The sequence below is a fragment of the Streptomyces sp. CBMA152 genome (genome assembly GCF_014596475.1).
Taxonomy (GTDB): Bacteria; Actinomycetota; Actinomycetes; order Streptomycetales; family Streptomycetaceae; genus Streptomyces.
Genome location: NZ_MECJ01000010.1, coordinates 23341 through 48812 on the forward strand (window position 1 = coordinate 23341; position 25472 = coordinate 48812).

Annotated in this window: 28 protein-coding genes; 10 read left to right on the plus strand and 18 right to left on the minus strand. The window is 72.1% G+C overall.

What is annotated here, in order from left to right; all coding sequences use genetic code 11:
• Window positions 1–172: 172 nt before the first annotated feature.
• A complete protein-coding gene (locus tag BG418_RS09390; protein ID WP_188273288.1) occupies window positions 173–745 on the minus strand; it encodes a helix-turn-helix domain-containing protein in 573 nt (190 codons plus the stop codon).
• A 133-nt stretch (window positions 746–878) separates the two neighbouring features.
• On the opposite strand from BG418_RS09390, the gene BG418_RS09395 reads away from it, so the two are divergent.
• A complete protein-coding gene (locus tag BG418_RS09395; protein WP_188273289.1) occupies window positions 879–1742 on the plus strand; it encodes a DMT family transporter in 864 nt (287 codons plus the stop codon).
• Between the two features lie 34 nt (window positions 1743–1776).
• Here BG418_RS09395 and BG418_RS09400 read toward each other — a convergent pair whose 3' ends face one another.
• Both BG418_RS09400 and BG418_RS09405 read right to left on the minus strand, forming a co-directional pair.
• Window positions 1777–2520, minus strand: a complete 744-nt coding sequence (locus BG418_RS09400; protein ID WP_188273290.1) for a DapH/DapD/GlmU-related protein — start codon at window positions 2518–2520, stop codon at window positions 1777–1779.
• Between the two features lie 87 nt (window positions 2521–2607).
• Window positions 2608–3138 (minus strand): gamma carbonic anhydrase family protein, encoded by a 531-nt coding sequence (locus tag BG418_RS09405; RefSeq protein WP_188273291.1) that lies wholly within the window; start codon window positions 3136–3138, stop codon window positions 2608–2610.
• 95 nt (window positions 3139–3233) lie between these two features.
• Here BG418_RS09405 and BG418_RS09410 point away from each other — a divergent pair, with 95 nt between their 5' ends.
• Complete coding sequence (locus BG418_RS09410; protein ID WP_188273292.1) at window positions 3234–3677, plus strand: SRPBCC family protein; 444 nt, start codon at window positions 3234–3236, stop codon at window positions 3675–3677.
• 3 nt (window positions 3678–3680) lie between these two features.
• Here the strand turns inward: BG418_RS09410 and BG418_RS09415 are convergent, their stop codons facing one another.
• The 3 genes from BG418_RS09415 to BG418_RS09425 form a co-directional block, all read right to left on the minus strand.
• Window positions 3681–4331, minus strand: coding sequence for a DedA family protein (locus tag BG418_RS09415; protein ID WP_188273293.1), 651 nt, complete (start codon window positions 4329–4331; stop codon window positions 3681–3683).
• A gap of 87 nt (window positions 4332–4418) precedes the next feature.
• Window positions 4419–6884 carry a beta-glucosidase gene (locus BG418_RS09420; protein WP_188273294.1) on the minus strand — a complete coding sequence of 822 codons (2466 nt, stop codon included), beginning with the start codon at window positions 6882–6884 and terminating at the stop codon, window positions 4419–4421.
• 234 nt (window positions 6885–7118) lie between these two features.
• On the minus strand, window positions 7119–7556 hold the full coding sequence (locus BG418_RS09425; protein WP_188273340.1) for a DUF4442 domain-containing protein: 438 nt from the start codon (window positions 7554–7556) through the stop codon (window positions 7119–7121).
• Between the two features lie 110 nt (window positions 7557–7666).
• On the opposite strand from BG418_RS09425, the gene BG418_RS09430 reads away from it, so the two are divergent.
• The gene (locus BG418_RS09430; RefSeq protein WP_188273295.1) at window positions 7667–8728 is read left to right on the plus strand and encodes a hypothetical protein; all 1062 of its coding nucleotides are present in this window, start codon (window positions 7667–7669) and stop codon (window positions 8726–8728) included.
• A 102-nt stretch (window positions 8729–8830) separates the two neighbouring features.
• Window positions 8831–10141, plus strand: a complete 1311-nt coding sequence (locus BG418_RS09435) for an MFS transporter (protein ID WP_317453582.1) — start codon at window positions 8831–8833, stop codon at window positions 10139–10141.
• On the opposite strand, the gene BG418_RS09440 is transcribed toward BG418_RS09435, so the two are convergent.
• The 4 genes from BG418_RS09440 to BG418_RS40485 all read right to left on the minus strand — a co-directional run bounded on the left by BG418_RS09440 (window position 10103) and on the right by BG418_RS40485 (window position 13297).
• Window positions 10103–10948 (minus strand): spermidine synthase, encoded by an 846-nt coding sequence (locus tag BG418_RS09440; protein WP_188273297.1) that lies wholly within the window; start codon window positions 10946–10948, stop codon window positions 10103–10105. The two genes, BG418_RS09435 and BG418_RS09440, sit on opposite strands and share 39 nt — an antisense overlap.
• 28 nt (window positions 10949–10976) lie before the next feature.
• Window positions 10977–11816 carry a patatin-like phospholipase family protein gene (locus BG418_RS09445; protein ID WP_188273298.1) on the minus strand — a complete coding sequence of 280 codons (840 nt, stop codon included), beginning with the start codon at window positions 11814–11816 and terminating at the stop codon, window positions 10977–10979.
• A gap of 76 nt (window positions 11817–11892) precedes the next feature.
• Window positions 11893–13062 (minus strand): elongation factor Tu, encoded by a 1170-nt coding sequence (tuf, locus tag BG418_RS09450; RefSeq protein ID WP_188273299.1) that lies wholly within the window; start codon window positions 13060–13062, stop codon window positions 11893–11895.
• A gap of 100 nt (window positions 13063–13162) precedes the next feature.
• A complete protein-coding gene (locus tag BG418_RS40485; RefSeq protein ID WP_262928567.1) occupies window positions 13163–13297 on the minus strand; it encodes a hypothetical protein in 135 nt (44 codons plus the stop codon).
• 207 nt (window positions 13298–13504) lie between these two features.
• On the opposite strand from BG418_RS40485, the gene BG418_RS09455 reads away from it, so the two are divergent.
• On the plus strand, window positions 13505–14224 hold the full coding sequence (locus BG418_RS09455) for a TVP38/TMEM64 family protein (RefSeq protein WP_188273300.1): 720 nt from the start codon (window positions 13505–13507) through the stop codon (window positions 14222–14224).
• 7 nt (window positions 14225–14231) lie between these two features.
• Here BG418_RS09455 and BG418_RS09460 read toward each other — a convergent pair whose 3' ends face one another.
• Complete coding sequence (locus BG418_RS09460; protein WP_188273301.1) at window positions 14232–14990, minus strand: crotonase/enoyl-CoA hydratase family protein; 759 nt, start codon at window positions 14988–14990, stop codon at window positions 14232–14234.
• A 111-nt stretch (window positions 14991–15101) separates the two neighbouring features.
• Here BG418_RS09460 and BG418_RS09465 point away from each other — a divergent pair, with 111 nt between their 5' ends.
• Complete coding sequence (locus BG418_RS09465; RefSeq protein WP_188273302.1) at window positions 15102–15584, plus strand: nuclear transport factor 2 family protein; 483 nt, start codon at window positions 15102–15104, stop codon at window positions 15582–15584.
• 111 nt (window positions 15585–15695) lie between these two features.
• Entirely contained in the window at window positions 15696–17288 is a 1593-nt protein-coding gene (gene lnt / locus BG418_RS09470; protein WP_188273303.1) for an apolipoprotein N-acyltransferase, read from the plus strand.
• Here lnt and BG418_RS09475 read toward each other — a convergent pair.
• Window positions 17212–18117, minus strand: a complete 906-nt coding sequence (locus BG418_RS09475; RefSeq protein ID WP_188273304.1) for a Gfo/Idh/MocA family protein — start codon at window positions 18115–18117, stop codon at window positions 17212–17214. The genes lnt and BG418_RS09475 overlap by 77 nt on opposite strands.
• Before the next feature lie 142 nt (window positions 18118–18259).
• Between BG418_RS09475 and BG418_RS09480 the strand changes: the two genes are divergently transcribed.
• The 3 genes from BG418_RS09480 (at window position 18260) to BG418_RS09490 (ending at window position 19922) form a co-directional block, all read left to right on the plus strand.
• Complete coding sequence (locus BG418_RS09480; RefSeq protein WP_188273305.1) at window positions 18260–18781, plus strand: DinB family protein; 522 nt, start codon at window positions 18260–18262, stop codon at window positions 18779–18781.
• A gap of 108 nt (window positions 18782–18889) precedes the next feature.
• Window positions 18890–19330: a hypothetical protein gene (locus BG418_RS09485; protein WP_188273306.1), complete on the plus strand. Its 441-nt coding sequence runs from the start codon at window positions 18890–18892 to the stop codon at window positions 19328–19330.
• A 118-nt stretch (window positions 19331–19448) separates the two neighbouring features.
• Window positions 19449–19922, plus strand: a complete 474-nt coding sequence (locus tag BG418_RS09490; protein ID WP_188273341.1) for a hypothetical protein — start codon at window positions 19449–19451, stop codon at window positions 19920–19922.
• Between the two features lie 24 nt (window positions 19923–19946).
• Here BG418_RS09490 and ung read toward each other — a convergent pair whose 3' ends face one another.
• The 6 genes from ung to BG418_RS09520 all read right to left on the minus strand — a co-directional run bounded on the left by ung (window position 19947) and on the right by BG418_RS09520 (window position 25418).
• A complete protein-coding gene (ung, locus tag BG418_RS09495) occupies window positions 19947–20630 on the minus strand; it encodes a uracil-DNA glycosylase (RefSeq protein ID WP_188273307.1) in 684 nt (227 codons plus the stop codon).
• Window positions 20631–20736: 106 nt separating this feature from the next.
• Window positions 20737–22281, minus strand: a complete 1545-nt coding sequence (locus BG418_RS09500) for an ABC transporter substrate-binding protein (protein ID WP_188273342.1) — start codon at window positions 22279–22281, stop codon at window positions 20737–20739.
• Window positions 22282–22502: 221 nt separating this feature from the next.
• Entirely contained in the window at window positions 22503–23270 is a 768-nt protein-coding gene (locus BG418_RS09505; protein ID WP_188273308.1) for an SDR family oxidoreductase, read from the minus strand.
• An 18-nt stretch (window positions 23271–23288) separates the two neighbouring features.
• Window positions 23289–24050 carry a 3-oxoacyl-ACP reductase FabG gene (gene fabG / locus BG418_RS09510; protein ID WP_188273309.1) on the minus strand — a complete coding sequence of 254 codons (762 nt, stop codon included), beginning with the start codon at window positions 24048–24050 and terminating at the stop codon, window positions 23289–23291.
• Between the two features lie 136 nt (window positions 24051–24186).
• The gene (locus tag BG418_RS09515; RefSeq protein WP_188273310.1) at window positions 24187–24570 is read right to left on the minus strand and encodes a DUF3037 domain-containing protein; all 384 of its coding nucleotides are present in this window, start codon (window positions 24568–24570) and stop codon (window positions 24187–24189) included.
• Window positions 24567–25418: a HipA family kinase gene (locus BG418_RS09520; protein WP_188273311.1), complete on the minus strand. Its 852-nt coding sequence runs from the start codon at window positions 25416–25418 to the stop codon at window positions 24567–24569. The genes BG418_RS09515 and BG418_RS09520 overlap by 4 nt, the downstream gene beginning before the upstream one ends.
• Window positions 25419–25472 lie beyond the last annotated feature (54 nt).

Sequence of the window (25472 nt, forward strand, 5' to 3'; positions counted from 1 at the left end):
ATGCCCTCTCCGCACATACTTTTCCCCGCTCAGTGCGAATAATCGCACAGGAGTCCGTGCGGGAGTACAACCCCTTTACGGGGACGGCTTGTTCGAGCCACTGGACGAGGGCACGGGGTCGGCTCCCTGGCCACTCGGGCACCGCGCCCCACGCCTCAGCGCTCGAAACGTCTCAGCGCTCGAAGGGGACCGAGATCGCCATGGTCATCTCGACGGGTTCCGTGCCGTCGTTACGGTACGTGTGGGGCGCGTTGGCCTCGAAGGACGCCGAGTGGCCGGGCGGGACGGGGTGGTCGGCGCCGTCCACGACCAGGGTCAGGGTGCCCTCGGTGACATGGATCAGCTCGATCGTGCCCGCCGGGTGCGGGTCGGAGGCGCTGCCGTCGCCGGGCATCAGGTGCCACTTCCACATCTCCAGCGGACCGGGCGCCTCCGTGCCCGCGAGGAGCGTGGAGTAGCTGCCCCGCTCGGTGGACCAGAGCCGGACGGCCTGGTCCGGCGGCACGATCCGCACGCTGGGTCCGCTCTCGTAGTCGAGCAGGGTCGTGATGCTCACGCCGAGCGCGTCGGCGATCTTCACCACGGTGCCGACGCTGGGGTTGGTGCGCGCCTGCTCGATCTGGATGAGCATGCCGCGGCTCACCCCGGCGCGGGTCGCGAGCGCTTCCAGGGTGAAGCCGCGCTCGGAGCGCCAGTGCTTGACGTTGCGGGCCAGGGACTGGGTCAGCAGGTCGAGGTCCGACACATTCCGTCCATCGTGTGGGCCGCGGTGGCGGCCGATCAATCCCGCCATCCAATATTCTGAATGACAGGTCTAATATATTGCACTACGGTGCGGTGCACCCCACCGTTCACCGCACTGTACTGCGAGGCCCCCCATGACAGCACTGTTCGCCCTGGCCACCAGCCTCCTGTGGGGGCTGGCCGACTTCGGCGGCGGCTTGCTCACCCGACGCGTCCCCGCGCTGACCGTGGTCGTCGTCTCGCAGTGCATCGCCGTCGCGGTGCTCGGCGCGATCGTGGTGGCGACGGGCGGCTGGCACCAGGCCGATCACCGGCTCTGGTTCGCGGTGGCCGCGGGCGTGGTCGGCCCGGTCGCGATGCTCAGCTTCTACAAGGCGCTGGCGCTCGGCCCGATGGGCGTGGTCTCCCCGCTCGGCTCGCTCGGCGTGGCCGTGCCGGTCGGCGTCGGCCTGGTGCTCGGCGAGCGCCCCGGCGTCCTCCAGTTCGCCGGGATCGCGGTCGCCGTGGCGGGTGTCGTGATGGCGGGCGGCCCGCAGTTCCGGGGCGCGCCGGTGCAGCGGCAGGCGATCGTGCTCACGCTGCTCGCCGCGTTCGGGTTCGGCGCGGTGATGGCGCTGATCTCCGAGGCGTCGACCACGGTCACCGGCCTGTTCCTCGCGCTGTTCGTCCAGCGCGTCACCAATGTCGCCGTCGGCGGCGCCGCGCTGTACGTGTCCGTGAAGCGCGGCGGGGAGGCGCTGCCCGAGGGCGGCCTTGGCGTCGTCCGGGCGGCGCTGCCCGCGCTCGCCTTCGTGGGACTCGCCGATGTGGCCGCCAACGGTACGTACGCGATGGCCGCCCACCAGGGCCCCGTCACCGTCGCTGCCGTGCTCGCCTCGCTCTACCCGGTGGTGACGGCGCTGGCCGCGCGGGGCGTCCTCAAGGAACGGCTGCGCGGGGTGCAGGCCGCGGGGGCGGGCATCGCGCTGGTGGGGACGTTGCTTCTGGCGGCGGGGTGACGCGCACGTCGACCGCCCCGCAAGGAACTGACCCCTACACCTCGTCCGGCGTCAACTCGGCCACCGCCAGCAGCTGTTCGGGCGTCACGCCCTCCGGGATCGGGACCGGGGTCGGGGTGCGCAGGGGTGGCTGCCAGCCGTTCTGCTCGTCCCAGGTCCGTACGACCCGGGCGGGGGCGCCAGCCACCACCGCGTGGTCGGGGACCTCGCCCCGGACGACCGCGCCCGCCGCCACGACCACGTTGCGGCCGAGTCGGGCGCCCGGCAGCACCATGGCGCCCGTGCCGAGCCAGCAGCCCGGGCCGATCTCCACCGGCTCCATGCGCGGCCACTGCTTGCCGACGGGCTGGTGCGGGTCGTCGTAGCTGTGGTTGGTCGAGGTGATGTAGACGTACGGGCCGCAGTACGTGTTGGAGCCGATGGTCACCGTCGTGTCCGCGATGACATGGCTGCCCCGGCCGAGCACCACGCCGTCACCGAGCCGCAGTATCGGCTCGGCGCCGAGGTCCAGGCCCGGCATCATCCCGGCCGTGAGCGTGACCTGTTCGCCGATGATGCAGTGGTCGCCGAGCTCGATCCACGGCTCGCCGAAGACCGTGCCCTGGGGGAACGCGAGCCGGGTGCCGTGGCCGATGCGGCCGAAACGCAGCCGCCCGGGGTGCTCGGCGGTGACCGCGCCCGCGTTCTGGACCCACTGCCAGCCGCGCTGGACCGCGCCCGCGACGGTGCGGCGCCGCCAGGCGGTCAGGGATGAGAACGTGTTTCTGTTCTTCGGCACCAGCACACGGTACTCACCGACGACTCCCTGGTCAGCGGCCGGACCTGTGATCTTCCGCTCAGCCACCTGCACAGCGCGGCCCCGCCCTCAACCGCCGTGCGCCTCGCGGTGGTCGCGCGCCAACCCGAGGTACATCGCCGCGTTGACCTTGATGCCCTCGCGCTCCTCCTCCGTCAGTTCCCGGCGGACCTTGGCGGGTACGCCCGCGACCAGCGAGCCGGGCGGGACGACCATGCCCTGCGGCACCAGCGCCTGCGCGGCGACCAGCGAACCCGCCCCGATCACGGCCCCGTTGAGCACGGTGGCGCCCATGCCGACGAGCACGTCGTCCTCGACGGTGCAGCCGTGCAGCACGGCGTTGTGCCCCACCGAGACGCGCTCGCCGACGGTGACCGGGAAGCCGGGGTCGACGTGGACCGTGCAGTTGTCCTGAATGTTGCTGTCGGCGCCGAGCACGATCGGGCCGCAGTCGGCCCGCAGCACCGTGTGGTACCAGACGCTCGCCCCGGCGGCCAGGGTCACCTCGCCGAGCACCACGGCGGTGGGTGCGGTGAACGCCGCCGGATCGATCTGCGGCTTCTTGCCGCCCACACCCACGACCAACGCCCGCTCTGCCATGCGCCACTCCTTCGTACGGATCTCATCGCACCCAGGGGGCACGGTAGGCGACGGTGCGCCCGGGCGTGCGCGCGGGTGGTCCGTACGATCGTCGAATGGCACTCTTCCGGATCGACCGGCGTACGGAGCTGAGCTGCGCCGAGGCGTGGCGGCGGCTGACCGACTGGCCCCGCCACTCGGGGAGCGTGCCGCTGACCCGGATCACCGTCGCCACCCCGCCGCCGACCGGCGTCGGCACGGTCTTCGTGGCGCGGACCGGCATCGGGCGCCTGGCGTTCGAGGACCCGATGGAGGTCGTGGTCTGGGAGCCGCCGCAGGCGCAGCGGCTCCCAGGACACTGCCGGATGGAGAAGCGCGGGCGGCTCGTCATCGGCTGGGCCGAGATCGAGGTGCGCCCCGATCCCTCGGGGACCGGGGCGCGTCTCGTCTGGCGCGAGGAGCTGCGGGTGCGCGGACTGCCGCGCGCGCTCGACCCGTTGGTCGCCCCGGCGGGGCGGCTGGTCTTCGGGCGAGCGCTGACCGTACTCCTGAAGAGCTGACGGTCAGTCAGCGGCAGGAACGTTCTCGGCGGGGGCCGACTCGACCTCGGCCGATGCCTTCTTGGCGCGGTTCTTGACGACGAGCATCGAGACCACGCCGAACACCGCCGCGAGCCCGAGGCCGACGTACGAGAAGTTCTTCAGATACGACTCGGCGACCGTGCCGATGTAGTAGATCGCGGCCGTGGTGCCGCCCGCCCAGCAGATGCCGCCGAGCAGGTTGGCGATGAAGAACTTCCAGTACGGCATGTGCAGCACGCCCGCCAGCGGCCCCGCGAAGATCCGCAGCAGCGCGATGAAGCGGCCGACGAACACCGCCCACATGCCCCACTTCTGGAAGGACTTCTCCGCCATGGCGACATGGCCTTCGCTGAAGTGCTTGGGGAACTTGGCGGCGAGCCAGGCGAGCAGCGGTCTGCCGCCCTTGCGGCCGATCGCGTAGCCGATCGAGTCGCCGACGACCGCGCCGACCACGGCGGCGGCGCCCAGGATCACCGGGTTGATGTGTCCCTGCTGGGAGGCCAGCAGCGCCGAGCTGACGAGGACGATCTCGCCCGGCAGCGGAATGCCGAGGCTTTCCAAGCCGATGACCAGCCCCACCAGGAGATAGACACTGACGGCGGGGATGTTCTCCAGCCACTCCTGGATGTGCAACGCCCGTTTCCTCCCGATAGCGACGGGCTGACGCCCGGCGTACGCCCCCCTTGGCGCACGTCGGGAAGCCTACCCGCTCGGGTCCGCTCACCGACGGTCCGCGACGCGCACCTCCCCGTACCCCGTGAGTCTGAGGTCGCGCGCCGAGGCGCCCACCTCGACGCGGCGGCGCCCCGTGCCGAGCACCCAGCCGTGCCGCACCGCGTCCCAGGACGAGAGTGAGCGGGGCGCGATGCGGACCGTGACCCGGCGCGAGTCGCCCGGGTCCAACTCCAGGCGCCGGTAGCCCGCGAGCGCGCGCTCCACCTGGTCGAGCCGCAGCTCCGGCGAGGGCCCGACGTAGACCTGGGCGACCTCGATGCCGGTGCGCCGCCCCGTGTTGCGGACGGTGAAGCCCACCACCAGTCCCCCGTGCTCGGCCCGCACGTCCAGATCGTCGTACGCGAACGTCGTGTACGAGAGCCCGTGGCCGAACGGGAACAGCGGCTCCACTCCCTCCGCGTCGTACCAGCGGTAGCCGAGGTGGATGCCCTCGGAGTACTCCTCGACGCCGTCGACGCCCGGGTAGCGGCGCGCGTCCCCGGCCACCGGGTGGCGGTCGTCGGAGACCGGGAACGACTGGGTGAGCCGTCCGCCCGGGTCGCAGTCTCCGAACAGCACGGCGGCGGTGGCGGCCGCGCCCTCCTGGCCCGGGTAGTACATCTGGAGCACGGCGGCGGTCCGCTCCAGCCACGGCATCGTGGTGCTGGAGGAGGTGTTGAGGACCACGGTGGTACGGGAGTTGACGGCGGCGACCGCGTCGACGAGCGCGTTCTGGTGGCCGGGCAGGGCCAGGGTGGTGCGGTCGGCGCCCTCGGTCGCGTCCTCGTACACGAAGAGCACGACGCTCGCGGCCGCGCGCGCCACGCGTACCGCCTCGGCGACATCGGCGGCGCGGGTCGCCCCGGTGATCCGGCGCAGCCGGAAGAGCTGCCCGTCGGCGCCGCCCTTCGCGGTGATCTTCAGGGTGTGCGGCCCGGCCGCGAGCCGCAGCGTGGCGCGCCGCACGGCGAGGCCGTCGGGGGCCGCGCTGACCAGGCCGCCCGCGAAGTACTCGCCGTAGCCCGGAGCGAGCGGGAAGAGGTCGGTGCCGTCGAGCAGGACGACGGGCCGTTCGCGTCCGGAGTAGTGGATGACCAGCGTCCACTCGTCGGCCTCGGCGACCGTGAGCGTTCCGTCGTACGTCCAGGTCGCCCCGGCCGCCACGTGTTGGCCTTCGAAGTCGGCGCCTGGCGAGACGGCGGTGGCGGGCAGGGCGCGGCCGAACAGGTCCTCGCCGAGCGCGTACCGCACCCGCGCACCCTCGCCCGCCCGGGCGGTGATCGCGTCCAGCGGGCTGTCCGCCCGGTCCGGCACGACATGGGCGCTGCCGCCGCCGCTGACGAACGGGAGCGCGCCGGTCGGGCCGATGACGGCGAGGGAGCGGGCGGCGGCGCCGGTGAGCGGCAGGGCGCGGTCCTCGTTGCGCAGCAGGGTCGCGCCCGCCTTGGCGACCTTCAGAGCGGTACGGGCCCCGGCCGCCGCGTCGCGCGCGGGCCGGGGCGGGGCGCCGCCGTCGAGCAGCCCGAAGCGGTCCATGACGGACAGGACGCGGCGCACCGAGCGGTCGACCAGCGCCTCGGGGACGCTGCCGTCCCGCACGGCCCGCTTGAGTGCCTCGCCGAAGTAGGCGTCGTTCGGCATCTCCATGTCGAGCCCGGCGCCGATCGCGGCGGCCGTGGAGTGGGCGGCGAACCAGTCGGTCATCACCCACCCCTCGAAGCCCCACGCGTCCCGCAGCACCCCGGTGAGCAGGCTCGCGTTCTCGCAGGCGAAGGTGCCGTTGACCTTGTTGTACGCGCCCATCACCGCGCCGGCACGGGCTCCGACCGCCGCCTCGAAGCCGCGCAGCTCCGCCTCGTGCAGGGTCTGCTCGTCGGCCCGCACGTCGATCGACATGCGGTCCTTCTCCTGGTTGTTGAGGGCGAAGTGCTTGACCGTGGCGATCAGTCCCTGCCCCTGGATGCCGCGCACCTCCTCGGCGACGAGGTCGGCCGCGAGCAGCGGGTCCTCGGAGAAGGTCTCGAAGTTGCGGCCCGCGTACGGGGTGCGGATCCGGTTGACCATCGGCGAGAGCAGCACGTCCTGGCCGAGCGCGCGGCCCTCGCGGCCGATGACCTCGCCGTACTCGCGGGCGAGCGCGGGGTCGAAGGCCGAGGCGAGCATCACGGGCGCGGGCAGGGCGGTGGCGTGCCGGGCGACCCGCACCCCGGCGGGGCCGTCGGCGAGGCGCAGGGGCGGGATGCCCAGGCGCGGGACGCCCGGGAGGTAGCCGGCCTGGCCGAGGCTGTGCGGGTCGTCGGCGCCGTGCAGGAGGGTCAGCTTCTCGTCGAGGGTGAGGCGGCTCAGGAGCGCCGCTACGCGGTGGCCGGACGCGTGGGCGGGCACGGCGCTCCAGCCGGTGGCGGCCGCGGCGACCGTGACGGCGCCGCCGAGCAGCCAGAGTGCGGAGCGCCGGGAAACGGTGTCGGACATGACCGTCACTCCTTTGTGTGCGGGCACCACGAGATGACACGTGCAAACGGGCGGACGTGCTTCGGCTTGTGAACCCACCATGCGCCACAACAGTGTTGACACGCCGTCAGGCGTCACGTGTTGTCCGAGAAAGCTAGGACTGCCCCCTGAAGGAGTCAATAAGTTGAACAAGAAATAGCCCCGGCCCCGAGCGCGTCAGCACTCGGGGCCGGGGCAGGTCCGGACGTGGGTCCGTCAGGCGTTGGGGCGCAGGGTCCACACGACGGTCATCTCGCCGGTGACCGCGCCGTCCTCGCGCTGGATGGCGATGGCGACGGGGAACTCCGGGCGCTGCCCGGCGTCCAGCTCGGCGACGACGTCGGCGATCGGGCGGCCGAGCGTCGCAGTGGCGGTGACCACACCCATCGCGAGCTTCTTGTAGCCGATTTCCGCCTTGACGGCGAGCGGCACGGCACGGTGCATCTGGTCGCCGAAGGCCGCGATCACGATCGCGCCGCTGGCGGACTCGGCGAGCGTGAACATCGCGCCGGCGTGCGGTCCGCCCACGTGGTTGTGGTAGTCGGCCTGGTCCGGCAGCCGGACCACGGCCCGCTCCGGGGTGGTCTCCAGGAACTCCAGGTTCAGGGTCCTGGCCATGGGAACGGTGGCGGCGAGCATCTCGCCGACGGACATCTGATCAGCGCTCATGGGGAGCGATGTTACCCGCGAGTAGTAGACCTTGACCATCCCCCCACAGGGGCGGACGTAGCAGGAGTGACGTGGCCCCTCTATGGTTACTCGCCATGTGGCAAGGACAGCAGCCGCCCGGGGGCGAGCAGAATCCGCAGGACCCTAACCAGAACCCGTATCAGCAGCCGGGGTACCAAGCACCCAACCCGTACCAGCAGCCGACGCAGCCGGGGTACCAGGCTCCGGCCGGCGGCTACCAGCAGCCGGGTTACCCGCAGCAGCCCAACCCGTACCAGCAGCCGACGGTGCCGCAGTACCCCGTCGCGGCTCCGCCCGGACCGCCGATGCCGGGCCAGGACGGCGGGAACAAGAAGAAGACGACGATCATCGCGATCGTCGCCGCGAGCGCGGTCGTGATCGCGGCCGTCGTCACCGGCGTCGTGGTCATGAAGGACGACGGCAAGAAGGACGACAAGGCCGACAACAAGCCGACCAAGAGCGCCGCACCGCAGCAGTCCGCGTCGTCCGGCGCCCCCACCGACAACCCGCGTGGCGGCTCCACCGTGGAGGAGAAGCCGACCATCGAGGGGTGGAAGGTCATCACCAACCCCAAGTGGGGCACGTCCTTCGACGTCCCGGCGGACTGGGACTTCAAGGGGCCGGACTGGACCGGTGGCTTCGAGGACCACAAGGACCCGACCGGCAAGCCGCTGATCGTGCAGTCGGCGCCCGCGTACTACAAGCCCAAGTGGTGCTCGGAGGACTCCAACCACGACGGCAACCTTGAGTACACCGACCTCGCGGGCACCGGCACCAAGGGCGCCGACGGCGCCAAGAACACCGACGAGGTCGCCGAGAACCAGGTGCCCTGGTGGGTGTACGGCGCGTACACGCAGCCGGACAAGAAGATCATCAAGACCGTCAAGCCGGTCCCGTACACCACCAAGTCGGGCATCACCGGCAGCGTCGCCCGCGCCTCGGCGACCGGGGTCAAGAAGACCGGCAAGTGCTCCACCGACGGCCAGGCGATCGTCTTCGGCTTCAAGAACGCCAAGGGCGACTTCGTGGCCTGGAACCTGTACTCGGCCACCGGCGTCAACGGCGCGGTCTCCGAAGAAACGATCCAGAAGATCCTCAGCACCGTCCGTCTGGCGAGCACGGCGCCCACCGGCTGATCCGGCCGACACGCCGTAGAACCGGCCGGTTCCGAGCGCGGTAGCACCCCCGGTACCGCAATCGGTTTGGCACATCGAGGCGGCGGCGGAGATAGTCCACACGTGACATCTGCCGCCGCCGCTTCCCGTTTCCGCCGTCCCACCTGGGCGGGCCGCAACTACTCCTTGCTCACCGCCGCCGCGATCGTGACCAACCTGGGCAGCCAGGGCGCGCTCATCGCCTCGGCGTTCGCGGTGCTGCAATCGGGCGGCGACGGCGGGGACGTGGGTCTGGTGGCGGCGGCCCGTACCGTGCCGCTCGTCCTCTTCCTGCTCGTCGGCGGCGCGTTGGCGGACCGCATACCCCGGCACCGGGTGATGGTCGCCGCCAACACCCTCAACTTCCTCTCCCAGGGCGCCTTCGCGCTGCTCGTTCTCAACGGCACCCCCGCGCTCTGGCAGATGATGGCGCTCAGCGCACTCGGCGGAGTGGGGCAGGCGTTCTTCAGCCCGGCCTCCGAGGGCATGCTGATGTCCAGCGTGCAGGGCGAGCAGGCCGGACGCGCCTTCGCGCTCTACCGGATGGCGATGCAGGGCGCCGGGATCGGCGGCGCGGCCCTCGGCGGCGCGCTCATCGCCGCGGTCGGCCCCGGCTGGGTCCTCGCCGTCGACGCCGCCGCCTTCGCCGTCGCGGGCGCGCTGCGCGCCTTCATCGACGTGAGCGACGTCCCGGCCCGCGCGCCCGGCGGTGGCATCCTCGCCGATCTGCGCGACGGCTGGCAGGAGTTCATCGGCCGCCCCTGGCTGTGGGCGATCGTGGCGCAGTTCTCCCTCGTCAACGCCGTGGTGGTGGCCGCCGACGCGGTGTACGGGCCGCTGGTCGCCCGGGATCATCTGGGCGGGCCGGGGCCGTGGGGTCTGGCGCTCGCCGCGTTCGGGGCGGGCACCGTCGGCGGCGCGCTGGTGATGATGCGCTGGAAGCCGCGCCGACTGCTGTTCGTCGGCACGCTCTGCGTCTTCCCGCTCGCCCTGCCGTCCGCCGCGCTCGCGGTGCCCGCGCCGGTCGGGGTGCTGGTCGCGGTGATGTTCGTGACGGGTGTGTCGATCGAGGTGTTCGGCGTCTCCTGGATGACCGCGATGCACCAGGAGATCCCCGAGGAGAAGCTGTCCCGGGTCTCCGCGTACGACTGGCTGGGCTCGCTCGCCATGGTGCCGCTGGCCACGGCGCTGGCAGGCCCGGCCGAGAGCGCGTTCGGCCGGACGTCCGCGCTGTGGGGCTGCGCGGTGGTGATCGTGGTCCTGACGGCAGCGGTGCTGCTGGTCCCGGACGTACGCAATCTGGTGCGCCGCACCACGCCGGTGGCGTCCGGGATGCCTTCGGACGCGGCTGCCGATTCAGCCGATGCCGAACGCCCCGTCGGGGGGCTGGGGTGACGGCTGCGCCTCGGCGTCCGGTACCGGCACCGCGGCACCGATGAACCGCCGCAGCGCGTCGCCGTGTTCGACCCGCGCCGGGAACGCGTCCCCGGCGGTCAGCCGGGCGAGCTCCGCGATCGGGAGCGGCCGCTGCGAGGCGAGCAGCACCACGTTCCCGAACCGCCGCCCGCGCAGCACCGCCGGTTCGGCGATCAGTGCGACCTCGGCGAACACCGCCCGGAAATTGGCGAGTTGGGAGCGCAGGAAGGCGAAGGGCGCGCCGTCGGCGAGGTTGGCCACATAGAGCCCGCCGGGCTTCAGCACCCGCTCGGCGACCCGTGCGTACTCGACCGAGGTCAGGTGCGCGGGCACCCGGGAGCCGCCGAAGACATCGGCGACCAGCAGATCGACCGAGTGGGCCGGGGCTTTCTCGGCCCAGCCGCGCGCGTCGTCCGCGTGCACCCGGATCCCACACCCCTCGGGCAGCGGCAGATGTTCGCCGACGAGCCCGATCAGCCCCCGGTCGGCCTCCACCACGTCCTGGCGCGAGCCGGGCCGGGTGGCCGCCACATAGCGGGGCAGCGTGAGCGCGCCACCGCCGAGGTGCAGGACGTCCAGCGGGGCGCCCTCCTCCCCCGCGCGGTCGACGACATGGGCGAGCCTGCGGGCGTACTCGAACTCGATGTACGTCGGGTCGTCGAGGTCGACGTACGACTGGGGCGCCCCGTTCACCGTGAGCAGCCAGGCCCGCTCCCGGTCCACGTCGGGCATCAGCTTGGCGGTGCCCCAGTCCACTGTCCGGCTGACCGGTATCGGCTCGTTCACCGTCCCATTGTGCGTCAGCGGATGGTCCCTAGGACCAGAGCTCGGCCACGGCCGCCGCGTGGGCGGCCGCCTGGGCCCGGCCCGCTCGGGCGGCCGGGGCGCGGCGGGCGGGCTCAAGGGAGTTGCGGCCGAACGACCTGCGGGCGGCCGCGTCGGGCGTGAGGAGCTCGACGCGCGCGCCCGCCGCGATCAGCTTCGCCACCTGGGTGCGGGGCGAGTCCAGCGGGCCGCCGCCCATCGCCAGCGGGGCGAGCACCACCACCCGGTCGTACCCGGCGGCGAGCTGGGCGTTGGCCGGGGAGTGCACACCCCCGTCGATCCACCGGCGGCCCTCCACGCCCACGGTCGGCCACACTCCGGGCACCGCGCAGCTGGCGGCGACCGCGTCCACCAGCTCCACCCCGCTCTCCCGGTCGAAGATCCGCAACTCGCCGCTGTCCGCCGCGACCGCCGTGATCCGCAGCCGCCGCCGGGGCCACTCGTGGGACACCAGCCGCCCCGCGATCACCGCGCGCCGCGCGGCCTCGCCGGGTGTGTCGGCGGCGAGCGCCATCCGCCCGAGCTTTCGCCCGTACTCCTCGGGCGTACGGGAGGTAAGCGCCGCACGGGCGAAACGGAACAGCGTGGCGGGGCCGAGGTGGGCCGGGATCTCGCCGTCCGGGCGGGCGAGCTGGCGCTCGTACAGCGCGGGCAGGTCGATGCGCCCCGAAGTGATCTGCGCGGCGACCACCGAGCCCGCCGAACTGCCGACGACCAGCTCGGCGCCGGTCACGTCGATGCCCGCCTCGGCGAGCCCGTACAGCATGCCGATCTCCCAGCCGACGCCGGTGATTCCGCCCGCGCCGAGCACGAGTGCCGTGTGTCCCATGCCGCAGAGTCTGACGGAGCGCGCGGAGCCCGCCTCCCTCGGGGTACCGAAGAAGACGGGCTCCTTGTGGCGCCGCTCAGAGCACCTCGGTGACCGTGCCCGCGCCGACCGTGCGGCCGCCCTCGCGGATGGCGAAGCCGAGGCCCGGCTCCAGCGGGATGTCCCGGCCCAGCTCGACGGTCATGGTGACCGTGTCGCCGGGGCGCGCGACAGCGCTCTCGCCGAGGTCTACGTCGCCGACCACGTCCGCGGTGCGGAGGTAGAACTGCGGGCGGTAGCCGGTGGCGACCGGGGTGGTGCGGCCGCCCTCGCGCGCCGACAGGACGTACACCTGCGCGGTGAACCGCCGGCTCGTCGTGGTGCTGCCCGGCGCCGCCACCACATGCCCGCGCCGCACCGCGTCTCGGGGCACCCCGCGCAGCAGCAGCGCCACGTTGTCCCCGGCCTCGGCGGACTCCATCGGCTTGCCGAAGGTCTCCAGACCCGTGACGACGCTCTCGACGTCCGCGCCCAGGACCTCGACGCGGTCGCCGACCCGGACCGTGCCGCGCTCCACCGCGCCGGTGACGACCGTGCCCCGGCCGGTGATGGTCAGGACGTTCTCCACCGACAGCAGGAACGGCGCGTCGGTGTAGCGGACCGGCATCGGCACATAGGTGTCGACCGCGTCGAGCAGCGCCTCGACGGCCCCCGTCCAGCGTGGGTCGCCCTCCAGGGCCTTCAGCCCGGAGACGCGGACGACCGGCACCGAGTCGCCCCCGTACCCGTGCGCCGAGAGCAGGTCGCGGACCTCCAGCTCGACCAGGTCGGTCAGCTCCTCGTCGCCCGCGTCCGCCTTGTTCAGCGCGACCACGATGTGGTCGACGCCGACCTGGCGGGCGAGCAGCACGTGTTCGGCGGTCTGCGGCATGATCCCGTCGAGCGCCGAGACGACGAGGATCGCCCCGTCCAGCTGGGCGGCGCCGGTGACCATGTTCTTTACGTAGTCGGCGTGACCCGGCATGTCGACATGGGCGTAGTGGCGGGTGTCGGTCTCGTACTCGACGTGCGCGATGTTGATGGTGATGCCCCGCGCCGCCTCCTCCGGCGCCCGGTCGATCCGGTCGAAGGGGACGAACGTGCCGGTGCCGCGCTCGGCGAGCACCTTGGTGATGGCGGCGGTCAACGTGGTCTTGCCGTGGTCGACATGGCCCATGGTGCCGATGTTCAGATGGGGCTTGGTGCGTACGTATGCCGTCTTGGGCATGGCTGTGTCCCTCGGGATGCTGATGGCTCGAAGCCGCGACGGGACCCCTGAGTCCGACCGACCCTCCCCCTGCGGGGTCCGCCGGTCTCTCCGGGAAGGGTCAGCTTCGGGCGCCGTCGAGGGGCGCTGCGGCAGCGATGAACGCTGCGGCGGCCGCGATCGCCGCCGCCGCGAGGGCAGCCTTCGGCGCGTCCGCGACTGCGGACGGCGCTGCGAGGAAGGCGTGCCGGAACATGTGGCCGATCATGCCCGGTGGGCGGGGCTCCGTCGAATGGTTTTCCCCGGCGGGGAGTTGGGGCGGCACCCCGCCGCGCGGGGTCTGCGGGCGGCTTCCGGCGCCGGGGGTCCGCCTCGGGATCGGAGCCGGGTGTTCACCTCGTCGTCGGGGCCGGTGCGATGTCCGTTACGGCGATCACATGCCCGGGTCGGTTAGTCTCCCCGGATGCTCGACGACCCCGTCGCCCGCCCGTCCGCCGGGCTCGCCGTGCGCTGCACCAGGGCCCTGCTCTCGCCCTGGTCCCGGCTCGCCCTGCTGGTCCTGGTGCTCGCGGCGGCCGTTACGACCGTGCTGCTGTTCCAGCCGCAGCGGCTGCTCGCCACGGGCTGGCCGCCGCAGCTCAGTGGTGGCGCGGCGGTCGTGCTCTTCGGTGTGGCGTACGGGCTGTGCACCGCGGCGTTCGTGCCGCGCCCCCTGCTGAACCTCGCCGCGGGCGCCCTCTTCGGTTCGTCGGCGGGCCTGGCCTCGGCGCTCGCCGGGACCGTGCTGGGCGCCGGGATCTCGTTCGGGCTCGGCCGGGTGCTCGGCCAGGACGCGCTGCGGCCGCTGCTGCGGGGCCGCTGGCTGACGGCGGCGGACGGCCAGCTGAGCCGGCACGGCTTCCGCTCGATGCTGGCGATCCGGCTCTTCCCCGGCGTCCCGTTCGCCGCGGCCAACTACTGCGCGGCCGTCTCGCGGATGGGCTGGCTGCCGTTCCTGCTGGCGACGGGGCTCGGCTCGATCCCCAACACGGCGGCGTACGTGGTCGCGGGCAGCCGCGCCGCGTCCCCGAGTTCGCCGGTGTTCCTGATCGCGATGGGCTTCATCGCGGTGACGGGCGTGGGCGCGGCGGTCCTGGCCTGGTTCAAGCGCCACCGGCTGGCCGGGAAGCCGACGGGCGACTGAGCCGGGGTCAGCTGAAGGATCCGTGCCGCCCCTCACCCGACGCGAACCGCGCCACCCCCTCGGCCGCCACCTTCAGGGACCGTACGCCGTGGGCGAGTTCATTGCGCAGGGCCTCCGGCTCGCTCATGCCCTCCTGCTCCAGCATCGCGAGACGGTCCTCGCGCAGGCACAGCTGCGGGAACGCGGCGATCTCGGCCGCCAGCGCCTCGGCCGCCGCCCGGGCCGTCCCGGTCTGCACCACCCGGTCCGCGAGGCCGATGGCCAGCGCCTCGGCGGCGTCCACCGGGCGCCCGGTCAGGACCAGGTCCATCGCACGCCCCGCGCCGATCAGCCGGGGCAGCCGTACCGTACCGCCGTCGATCAGCGGGACGCCCCAGCGGCGGCAGAAGACGCCGAACACCGCGTCCTGTTCGGCCACCCGAAGATCGCACCAGAGCGCCAGCTCCAGACCGCCCGCCACGGCGTGGCCCGCCACCGCCGCGATCACCGGCTTGGAGAGCCGCATCCGGGTCGGTCCCATCGGGCCGTCGCCCTCCTCGGCGACCACGTTGCCCCTGTCGGTGCCGAACGCCTTGAGGTCCGCTCCCGCGCAGAACGTGCCGCCCTCGCCCCAGAGCACGGCGACCGCCGCCTCGTCGTCGGCCTCGAAGGCCCGGAAGGCATCGGCGAGGGCGCGGGCGGTGGGGCCGTCGACGGCGTTGCGCGCGCCGGGCCGCGAGAGCACCACGGTCGTGACGGGGCCATTGCGTTCACTGCGTACGGTCATGGCGCCCACGGGTAGCACGTACGTTCCGCCGCCCACAAGAGCCACCCCGCCACCGCGGCCCGGCCCGTCGGCACTCTTGGCCTGCCGCCCCCGCTGCCCGAGACTGACCCGATGACCCAGCGTGTGGAACTCGCGACCGTGATGGACCGGCTCGCCATCGACGAACTCATCACCGGCTATGCGGCGGCCGTCGACGACGCCGACTGGGCCGCGTACGGGGCGCTGTTCACCCCCGACGGACGCGCCGACTACCGCGCGGCGGGCGGCACCGAGGGACCGGCCGCCGAGGTGGCGGCCTGGCTCGCGGAGACCATGCGGCTCTTCCCCGTCCGCCAGCATCTGATCGTGAACCGGCTGCTCACCCTCCAGGACCTGGGCGGCTACCCGGGCGACCGGGCGCGCGTGCGGGCCGACTACATCAACCCGATGTGCTTCGGCGCGGGCGCCAACGGCGACGGCGGACCGGCCGAGCCCAACTTCGTCTCCGGCGGCCGGTACGCCTTCGCCCTGCGGCGTACGGAACCCGGCTGGCGCATCGACGCGGTGACCGTCCAGGAGAAGTGGCGGCATGTGTCGGGGGCGCTCGGCACCTGACCCGGCACATGGGAGACGCGCACCGGGGCAGACACCCGGAAAGCACACTGAAGACGCACACTGGGGGCGGACACGCGAAAAGCACCGCTCAGGGTGGTCGAGGAGGCGCGCATGCGGATTCCGGTCGGGCTGCGGCATCTGCTCGCGGGGCTGCGCCGCCGCGTGGCGGTCTCGCGGTGGTGGCGCGGCGGCGCCGCCCTGCTCGCCGGGGCGCTCCCGGCGCTGGCCTTCCCGGCGCCGAGCCTGTGGTGGTTCGCATACGTCGCGCTCGTGCCGTGGCTGCTGCTGATCCGCTCGGCCCGCGACGGACGCCGGGCGGCCGTGGACGGCTGGCTCGGCGGGACCGGGTTCATGATGGCGGTCCACCACTGGCTGATGCCGAGCCTGAACGTGTTCATCGTCGTCCTCGCCGCGCTGCTCGGGCTGCTGTGGGCGCCCTGGGGCGCGATGGCGCGGTCGCTGCTGCGGGGCAGGGTGTCCACCGGCCGCGCGCTCGCCGCGCTCGCGGTGCTGCCCTCGGGCTGGCTGATGGTCGAACTGGTCCGGTCCTGGCAGGGGTTGGGCGGGCCGTGGGGGCTGCTCGGATCCAGCCAGTGGCAGGTGGTGCCCGCGCTGCGGCTCGCCTCGGTCGGCGGGGTGTGGCTGGTGAGCCTGTTCGTGGTGGCGGCCAATGTCGCGGTGACGGTCCTGGTGGTGGCGCCCCAGGCCCGTACCCCGGCCGCGGCCGCGGTGCTGGCCGGGGCCGTGGCCACCGGAGCGGTGTGGCTGTGGGCCCCGCACACCGAACGGGCGGGCCGGGTGCGGGTCGCCGTCGTCCAGCCCGGCGTCTACGAGAACGGCGACGCCCGCTTCGCCCGCAGCGAGGCCCTGACCCGGTCCCTGGTGGGCAAGGACGTCGGGCTCGTGGTGTGGGGCGAGAGCAGCGTCGGCGCGGATCTGACGGCCCGGCCCGATCTCGCGGCCCGGATCGCCACGCTGTCGCGGGCGGTGGGCGCCGACATCCTGGTGAACGTGGACGCGCGCCGCGCCGACCGGCCCGGGATCTTCAAGAGCACGGTCCTGGTCGGGCCGGACGGGCCGACCGGTGACCGCTACGACAAGATGCGCCTGGTGCCGTTCGGCGAGTACATCCCGGCCCGCTCGCTGCTCGGCTGGGCCACCTCGGTGGGCAAGGCGGCGGGCGAGGACCGGCGCCGGGGCACGACACCGGTGGTGATGACGCTCCCGGACGGGCTGCGGGTCGGCCCGGTCATCTGCTTCGAGTCGGCGTTCCCCGACATGAGCCGCCATCTGGTGCGCGACGGAGCCCAGTTGATCGTCGCCCAGTCCTCGACCTCGTCCTTCCAGCACAGCTGGGCGCCCGCGCAGCACGCCTCGCTCGCCGCGCTGCGGGCCGCCGAGACGGGCCGCCCGGCCGTGCACGCCACGCTGACCGGGATCAGCGCGGCGTACGGTCCGGACGGCGAGCGCATCGGCCACCGGCTGGGCACCGACCGCAGTGCGAGCGCCGTCTACGACATGCCGCTGGCGCACGGCTCCACGCTCTACGACCGGTTCGGCGACTGGGCGGTGTACTCGGCCCTGGTCGTCCTCGCCGCGTACTGCGCCGTCGAGGGACGGCGCTCGCTCAGGAGGCCTGCTCCAGAGCCTCCCGTACCACCCGCTCGCACAGCTCATGAGTCGCCAGCGCGTCGCGTGCGCTGAGCAGCTTTCCGGCCCGTACGGCGTCGAGGAAGGCGTGGACCGACTGCTCGATGCCGCGCTGGCGGGCCACCGGCACCCAGTCGCCGCGCCGGCGCAGGGTCGGCTGGCCCTTGTGGTCGACGATCTCGGCGAGGTTGAGCACCTGGCGCTTGGTGTCCTGCCCGGAGACCTCCAGGATCTCCTCGGTGGAACCGTTCATCCGGTTCATCGTGCCGATGGCGGTGAAGCCGTCGCCGGAGAGCTGGAGGACGACGTGCTCCATCAGGCCCTCGCGCACCCGCGCCCGTACCACCGTGTGCTCGACGGGGCCCGGCGCCAGGAAGCGCAGGGTGTCGACGACATGGATGAAGTCGTCGAGGACCATGGTGCGCGGGTCCTCGGGCAGGCCGACGCGGTTCTTCTGCATCAGGATGAGCTCGCGCGGGTGCTCGGCGCACTGGGCATAGCCGGGCGCGAGGCGCCGGTTGAACCCGACGGCGAGGCTCACACCGCGCTCCTCGGCGAGCTCCACCAGCCGCTCGGAGTCCGCGAGTTCATACGCCATCGGCTTGTCCACGTACGTCGGGACGCCCGCTTCCAGGAGCCGGGTGACGATCGCCGGGTGCACGGCGGTCGGCGCGTGCACGAACGCCGCGTCGAGGCCCTGCGCGATCAGCGCGTCGAGCTCGGTGTGGCGCCGCTCGGCCGGGATGTGGTGGGTGTCCGCGACGCGCGCGAGGGTGGCGGGAGTGCGGGTCTGCAGATGCAGCTCCGCGCCGGGGAGTGTGGTCAGGACCGGCAGATAGGCCTTCTGTGCGATGTCCCCGAGTCCGATGCAGCCGACCTTCACGAAGTCTCCTGTCGCCGTCCGACGTCACGCTTGCTTGCCTGATCAGCATACGGGTGCCGGGCATACCGCCCGATAGGTGGCCGGATCCACCGGGGTCCTAAACCCCTGGCGGCCGCGTCGCCCATCCGTGAGGATGGCCGCCATGACGACGACTCAGACGCCCGACCGCCATGAGCCCGCCCTCGACGCCGCCGAGCTGCCCATGCTCGTGGGGTGGCTGGACTACCACCGCGAGACGCTGGCCCTGAAGTGTTCCGGGCTCAGTGACGAACAGCTCAGGACGGCCTCGATGCCGCCCTCCACGCTGACCCTGATGGGCCTGGTGCGGCACATGGCCGAGGTCGAGCAGCACTGGTTCAGCAATGTCTTCGGCGGCGAGAACGGCAAGGCGCACTTCTACACCGACGAGGACCCGGACGGCGACTTCCACCCCGGGCCCGCGGACACCATGGAGGTGGCGCTGGCCACCTGGCAGGGCGAGATCGACAAGGCCCGCACCCAGGCGGCCGGACACTCGCTCGACACCCTGAGCAAGGGCACCGCCCGCAAGGGACAGCACGTCAACCTGCGCTGGATCTACACGCACATGATCGAGGAGTACGCGCGCCACAACGGCCACGCCGACCTGCTGCGCGAGGCCATCGACGGCACGACCGGCGACTGACCGCAGACCTGTCACCGACTCCCCTCGCTTTGATCGCCGTCACTCGTGCGGGCCATTCCTGGCCCGCACGCTCCCCCAACGGGCCCCGCACCCACCAGAGTTGAGCGGGTGCACCGAACACGAAACGCAGCGAGGCTCCTGGTCGGCGTGGCCGCCCTGACGGTATCCGGGTGCGTCACCGTCGAGCGCGGACCCGGCGAACGGCCACCGGCGCCGCCGCCTCCCCGGCTCACCAGCGAGCGCGCCGACCGCAAAGTGGCGCCGCAGATCGTCCAGGCGCCGGTCCGCGAGGCCCTGGACACGGCGCTCCCGCCGGTCCCCTCGCCTCGGGCCTCGACCCCGGCTCCCGCTCCGGCCCCGCGCCGCCCCGACCGGGTGCCCCAGCCCCGCCCGCGCCCCACGGCCCACCGGGCCGCCCCGCACGCCCCGGCCCCGACCCCGCCGCCGTCGGCCACCGGCGACGACGTCTGCGCCCTGGGCCGGTCGCTGGGCGGCTGGACCCCGGACAGCCCCGCATCCCGTATCTGCGACCAGACATACGGGAGGTGACAGGAGGTACGGGGAAGCAGCGAGACATACGGGAAGTCGTGAGATGAGCCCGATTGTCAGTGGCTGCGGTTAGCGTCGCCCTGATCGGATGCGTACGAACAGGTCGGCGGAGGACGCGGTGACGGAGCAGCAGGAGACGTCGGAGGACGTCGTCATGACCCGGATCGGGCAGGCGCTGATGCTCCTGCACGGCGGCGACCGCGAGGAGGCCCGCAACCGCCTGGGCGCCATCTGGGCGGAGATCGGCGAGCACGGCGACCCGCTGCACCGCTGCACGCTGGCGCACTACATGGCGGACGCGCAGGACGACGCGGGCGATGAACTAGCCTGGGATCTACGGGCGTTGGCGGCCGCCGACGGTCTGAGCCAGGACCGTCTCGACGAGCACCACGCCTCGCTGGCGGTCAAGGCACTGTATCCGTCGCTCCACCTCAACCTGGCGGCCGACTATGTGAAGCTGCACCGCCCGGACGCCGCCCGCATCCATCTGGAGCGGGCGCACACGGCCCTGGACGCGCTCGCGAACGACGCGTACGGGAACGGCATCCGGGCCGCGCTCGACCGCCTGGAGCGGCAGCTGGAGGGCGCGTGAGGCGCCCTCCGGCGGCCGCCCGGGTCAGCCCAGGTCGGGGATGCGCCAGTCGATCGGCGCGTGGCCCTGGGCCGCGACCGCGGCGTCGATCTGGGTGAAGGGCTTCGAGCCGAAGAACTTCTTGGCCGACAGCGGCGAGGGGTGGGCACCCTTCACCACGACGTGCCGCTCCTCGTCGATCAGGGGGAGCTTCTTCTGCGCGTAGTTCCCCCACAGCACGAAGACCGCCGGGTCGGGGCGCTCGGCGACCGCGCGGATCACCGCGTCGGTGAACTTCTCCCAGCCCTTGTTCTTGTGGGAGTTGGCCTCGCCCGCGCGGACGGTGAGCACCGCGTTGAGCAGCAGGACGCCCTGCTCGGCCCACGGCATCAGATAGCCGTTGTCCGGCACCGGGTGGCCGAGCTCCTCCTTCATCTCCTTGTAGATGTTGCGCAGCGAGGGCGGGGTCTTCACGCCCGGCCGCACGGAGAAGCACAGACCGTGCCCCTGGCCCTCGCCGTGGTACGGGTCCTGGCCGAGGACCAGGACCTTCACCTTGTCGTACGGCGTCGCGTCCAGGGCGGCGAAGACCTCCTCGCGGGGCGGGTAGACGGGACCCTTCGCCCGCTCCTCCTCGACGAACTCGGTGAGCTCCTTGAAGTAGGGCTTCTGAAGCTCCTCGCCGAGGACGCCGCGCCAGGACTCGGGCAGCATGGCGATGTCGGTCACGTCAACAACCTCCGTGGGACGTACGGTTCCCGCACTCTTCGGTGCGGATTCCCGAACCTACCGGGCCCCACTGACAACGCCCCCGCCGCCCACCTCCGCAAGGCCCCTACCAGCTGGTCTTGCGGTGCAGCTCCCACATGCACATGACGGTTTGCGGGTCGATAGCGCGCTCGCCGCCGGCGATGTCGTCGCTGGCCGCGACATAGAGCTTGCCCTGCCACAGCGGCAGCAGCCGCACGTCGTCGACCAGGATGTCCTGGGCGCGCTCGAACTTCTTGCTGACCGCTCCCCGGTCGGAGACCTCGCGGGTCTGAGGGATCAGCTGGTTGACGATCTCCTTGGGCTCGTACGGCGTGCCGACGGCGTTCTCCTTGCCCACGAAGGGCGCGATGAAGTTGTCGGGGTCCGGGAAGTCCGGGAACCAGCCGCGCCCGAAGACGGGGTAGTCACCGGCCTGCATGCCCTGCGTGTACGTCTTCCAGGGGCGGCTCTGCAGGTTCACCGTGAACAGCCCCGAGGCCTCCAGCTGCCGCTTGAGCTCGGCGAACTCCAGCGCGGTCGAGGAGCCGTAGCGGTCGGTGGTGTACCAGAGGGTGAGCGGCACCGGGTCGGTGATCCCGGCCTTGCGCAGGATCGCCTTCGCCTTGGGGACGCTGGGCGCGCCGAAGGTGTCGAAGAAGCTCACGGTGTGCCCGGCGACGCCCTTGGGCACCATCGAGTACAGCGGTTCGGCGGTGCCCTTGTAGACCTTGGCCACCAGTGCGTCCCGGTCGACGAGCTGGGCGATCGCCTTGCGTACGGCGGGGTTGGCGGCGGCCGGGTCCTTGGGGTTGAAGACCAGGAAGCGGATCTCGGTGCCGACCGTCTCGACCAGCTGGAGCGGCTTGCCCGCGGCCTTCTGGTTCTGGACGTCCAGGACCTCGTCGGCGGTCAGACCCCGGTAGGTGACATCGATCTGCTTCTTCTTGAGGGACTCCACCATGTCGGAGGAGTCCTTGAAGTACCGGATCGAGACGGCGTCGTTCTTGAGCTGCGCGAACCCCTGGTAGTGCGGGTTCTTCTTGAGGTCGGCCCGGTCGCCCGCGTGGTAGGACTCCAGGGTGTACGGGCCGGAGCCGGTGAGCCCGCCGTCGTCGCGCACCGCGTCCGCGGGGTAGGCCTTGGGGTCCACGATGGACATCGCGGGCGCGCCCAGGACGTACGGGAAGGTCGCGTCGGACTTGTTCAGATGGAAGGTGACCGTCCGCCCGTCCTCGGCGGTGACCTTGTCCAGGCTGGTCAGCAGACCCTTGGGGCCCGCCTTCACGTTGATCTTCACGATGCGGTCGATGGAGTACTTGACGGCCGCCGCGTCGAGCTTGTCGCCGTTGGAGAACTGCAGGTCCTTGCGGAGTGTGCACTGGTACGTACGGCTGTCGGGGTCCTTGAACTCGCAGGCCTCGGCCGCGTCCGGCTGGGGTGTGTTGCTGCCGGTGGGGAAGGAGAGCAGTGTCTGGAAGACGTTGCGGTAGAGCTCCCAGGAGCCGTCCCAGGAGGCGGCCGGGTCGAGCGTGCTCGGCTCGCTGACCGTGCCGACCTTGATCGTCTGCTGGGTGTTCGAACTGCCCCCCGAGAGCAGTCCGCAGCCGCCCGTCAGGGCCACCGACGACATGGACGCAAGGGCCGCGGTGGTGCGCAGGCATATGGTCCGGTTGAACACGTGCACGCTCCTCGTTCAGCCATGGATCGGCAGACCATACCGCAGCGCCCCGCCCGGTCAACTGAGCGACCAGACGGGGCACTTGGGGTCATTTAGGAGCAAACCGGTTCACTACTCGCCGGTACCAAGATCAGCGTACCCGGTAGGTGATCAACGAACCCCGGCGTCGACGATCAGTGGACCCCGACGTTGAGGAACAGCCCGCCGTCGACCACCAGGGTCTGACCGGTGATCCACTCCGACTGGTCGGAGGTGAGGAACGCCGCCGCTCCCCCGATGTCGGACGGCACCCCGAGGCGGCCCATCGGGTAGGCCGCGGCGGCCTCCTCCTCGCGGCCCTCGTAGAGCGCCTGGGCGAACTTGGTCTTGATCACGGCCGGGGCGATCGAGTTGACCCGCACCCCGGGCGCGAACTCGTGCGCCAGCTGGAGGGTCAGATTGACCATGGCCGCCTTGCTCATGCCGTACGCACCGATGAAGGGCGAGGCGGAGACGCCGGCGATGGAGGCGATGTTCACGATCGCGCCGCCGTTCGCCTGCTGCCAGGCCTTCCACGTCTGCTGGGCGAAGCCGAGCGCGGAGATCACATTGGTCTCGAAGACCTTGCGGGCCACATTGAGGTCGAGCTCGGCGATCGGGCCGAAGACCGGGTTGGTGCCGGCGTTGTTGACCAGGAAGTCGACCCGGCCGAAGGCCTCCATCGCGCGCGCCACGGCGGCGGCCTGGTGGGCCTCGTCGTGGGCCTTGCCGGCGACGCCGATGACGCGGTCGGGGCCGAGCCTGTCGACGGCCTCCTTGAGGGCGTCCTCATTGCGGCCGGTGATGCAGACGCGGTCGCCGCGCGCGACCAGCGCCTCGGCGATGCCGTAGCCGATGCCCCGGCTCGCGCCGGTGACCAGGGCCGCCTTGCCGGAGAGCTCGGGGAGCTGAGTGTCAGTCATGTTCTTTTTCCCTCAGCCCTAGTTGAGCGGTCCGCCGGCCACGTACATCACCTGTCCGGAGACGAAGCCCGCGTCGTCTCCGGCGAAGAAGGCGATGGCGTTGGCGATGTCCTCGGGCCTGCCCACGCGCTGCACCGGGATCTGCGAGGCGGCCGCGGTCTGGAAGTCCTCGAAGTCCATGCCGACCCGGGCGGCGGTCTGCGCGGTCATCTCGGTGACGATGAAGCCGGGGGCCACCGCGTTGGCGGTGACGCCGAACTTGCCGAGCTCGATGGCGAGGGTCTTGGTGAAGCCCTGCAGGCCCGCCTTGACGGCGGAGTAGTTCGCCTGGCCTCGGTTGCCGAGCGCGGAGGACGAGGAGAGCGAGACGATACGGCCCCAGCCCGCGTCCACCATGTGCTTCTGCACGGCCTTCGCCATCAGGAACGCGCCCTTGAGGTGGACGTTCATCACCATGTCCCAGTCGGACTCGCTCATCTTGAAGAGCAGGTTGTCCCGGAGCACACCCGCGTTGTTGACGAGGATGGTGGGCGCGCCGAGCTCGGCGGCGACGCGCGCCACGGCGGCCTCCACCTGGGCGCTGTCGGAGACGTCGCAGCCGACGGCGATCGCCCGGCCGCCCGCCGCCGTGATCTTCTCGACGGTGTCCTTGCAGGCCGCCTCGTCGAGGTCGAGTACGGCGACCGCGCGGCCCTCGGCCGCGAGCCGGACGGCGGTCGCGGCGCCGATGCCCCGGGCCGCCCCGGTCACGATGGCTACGCGCTGCTCGGTGGTGGACATGCTGTTCTCCTCGCCCTGGGGATCCGCGGCTCCTCGTCCCTGAGCAACCGCTTAGTAGCTTCAGCAGTCGAGACGCTAGAAGCCCTGGCACGCGGTGTCAACGGCCCACGGATCCCGCCAACGAAGGTCACACCCGTCAGCGCACCAGCAGGTCGAGCAGCCGCTCGGTCTCGGCCGCCGGGTCGGCGGTGAGCCCGGTGTGCACCGGGCCGGGCTGGACGACCGTGGAGCGCGGCGCGATCAGCCAGCGAAAGCGCCGCCCCGCGTCGTCGCGCGCCGCCTGCCCGGCCGCCTCGCCGCCGTGGCAGACCCCCTCCACGGCCTTGAGAGCGGCTCGTACACCGACGACGTCCGCGTTCGGGTCGAGCGCCCTCAGCTTGGCCTCGTCCAGATGCGTACGGGCCGCGACGAACGACTGGGCACGGCAGTAGACCAGCACCCCGGCGTTGAAGCACTCCCCGCGCTCGACACGTGGCACCACGCGCAGCAGTGCGTACTCGAAGACATGGCGGTCGTTCACTGGCCGTCCTTCTTGCTGTTCTTGGTGGGGTGCGGCCAGGGGGTGAGGTGGTCGGTGAGCCAGCCGGGGGCCTGCGACGGGCGGTCCTTGGTGGGCGCCTCCAGCGTGATCCGCTCGTGGATGTCACGGGCGCGCGAGAGCAGCGGCGCCACATACGCGCGGCGCAGCGCGTCGGTCGTCTCGAAGCCCGGCTCGTCGACCAGCCACTCGTCGGGCACCAGGGCGGTGACCTCGGTCAGCAGCTCCTCGGTGACCAGCGGCGCCAACTCGGCGGCAGCGGTGGCGACATCGGGCCCGAAGGGGGCGAGCGCGTGGTCGGAGGCGTTGTACGGCTTGGCCGCCGAGGCCTGCGCGCCCGGCCAGTTGTGGTGCCAGATCATCGTGGCGCCGTGGTCGATGAGCCACAGATCGCCGTGCCAGACCAGCATGTTAGGGTTCCGCCACGATCGGTCGACGTTGTTGATCAACGCGTCGAACCACACGACCCGGCCCGCTTCCGCGGCACTCACCTCATAGGCGAGCGGATCGAACCCGATCGAACCGGGCAGATAGTCCATTCCGAGATTCAGCCCGCCGCTCGCCTTCAGCAGCTCCTGCACCTCCTGGTCCGGCTCCGAGAGCCCGATGACCGGGTCCAGCTGAATGGTGACCAGCTCGGGGACCCGCATCCCGAGCCGCCTGGCCAGTTCACCGCAGATCACCTCCGCGACGAGGGTCTTGCGCCCCTGCCCCGCGCCGGTGAACTTCATGACGTAGGTCCCGAGATCGTCGGCCTCGACGATGCCCGGGAGCGAGCCGCCCTCACGCAGCGGCGTGACATAGCGGGTCGCTGTGACTTCATTGAGCATCCGTCCAGGCTACTGGGGCGGATGGGACTGTTCGATCACTTATTCACGAGGGGA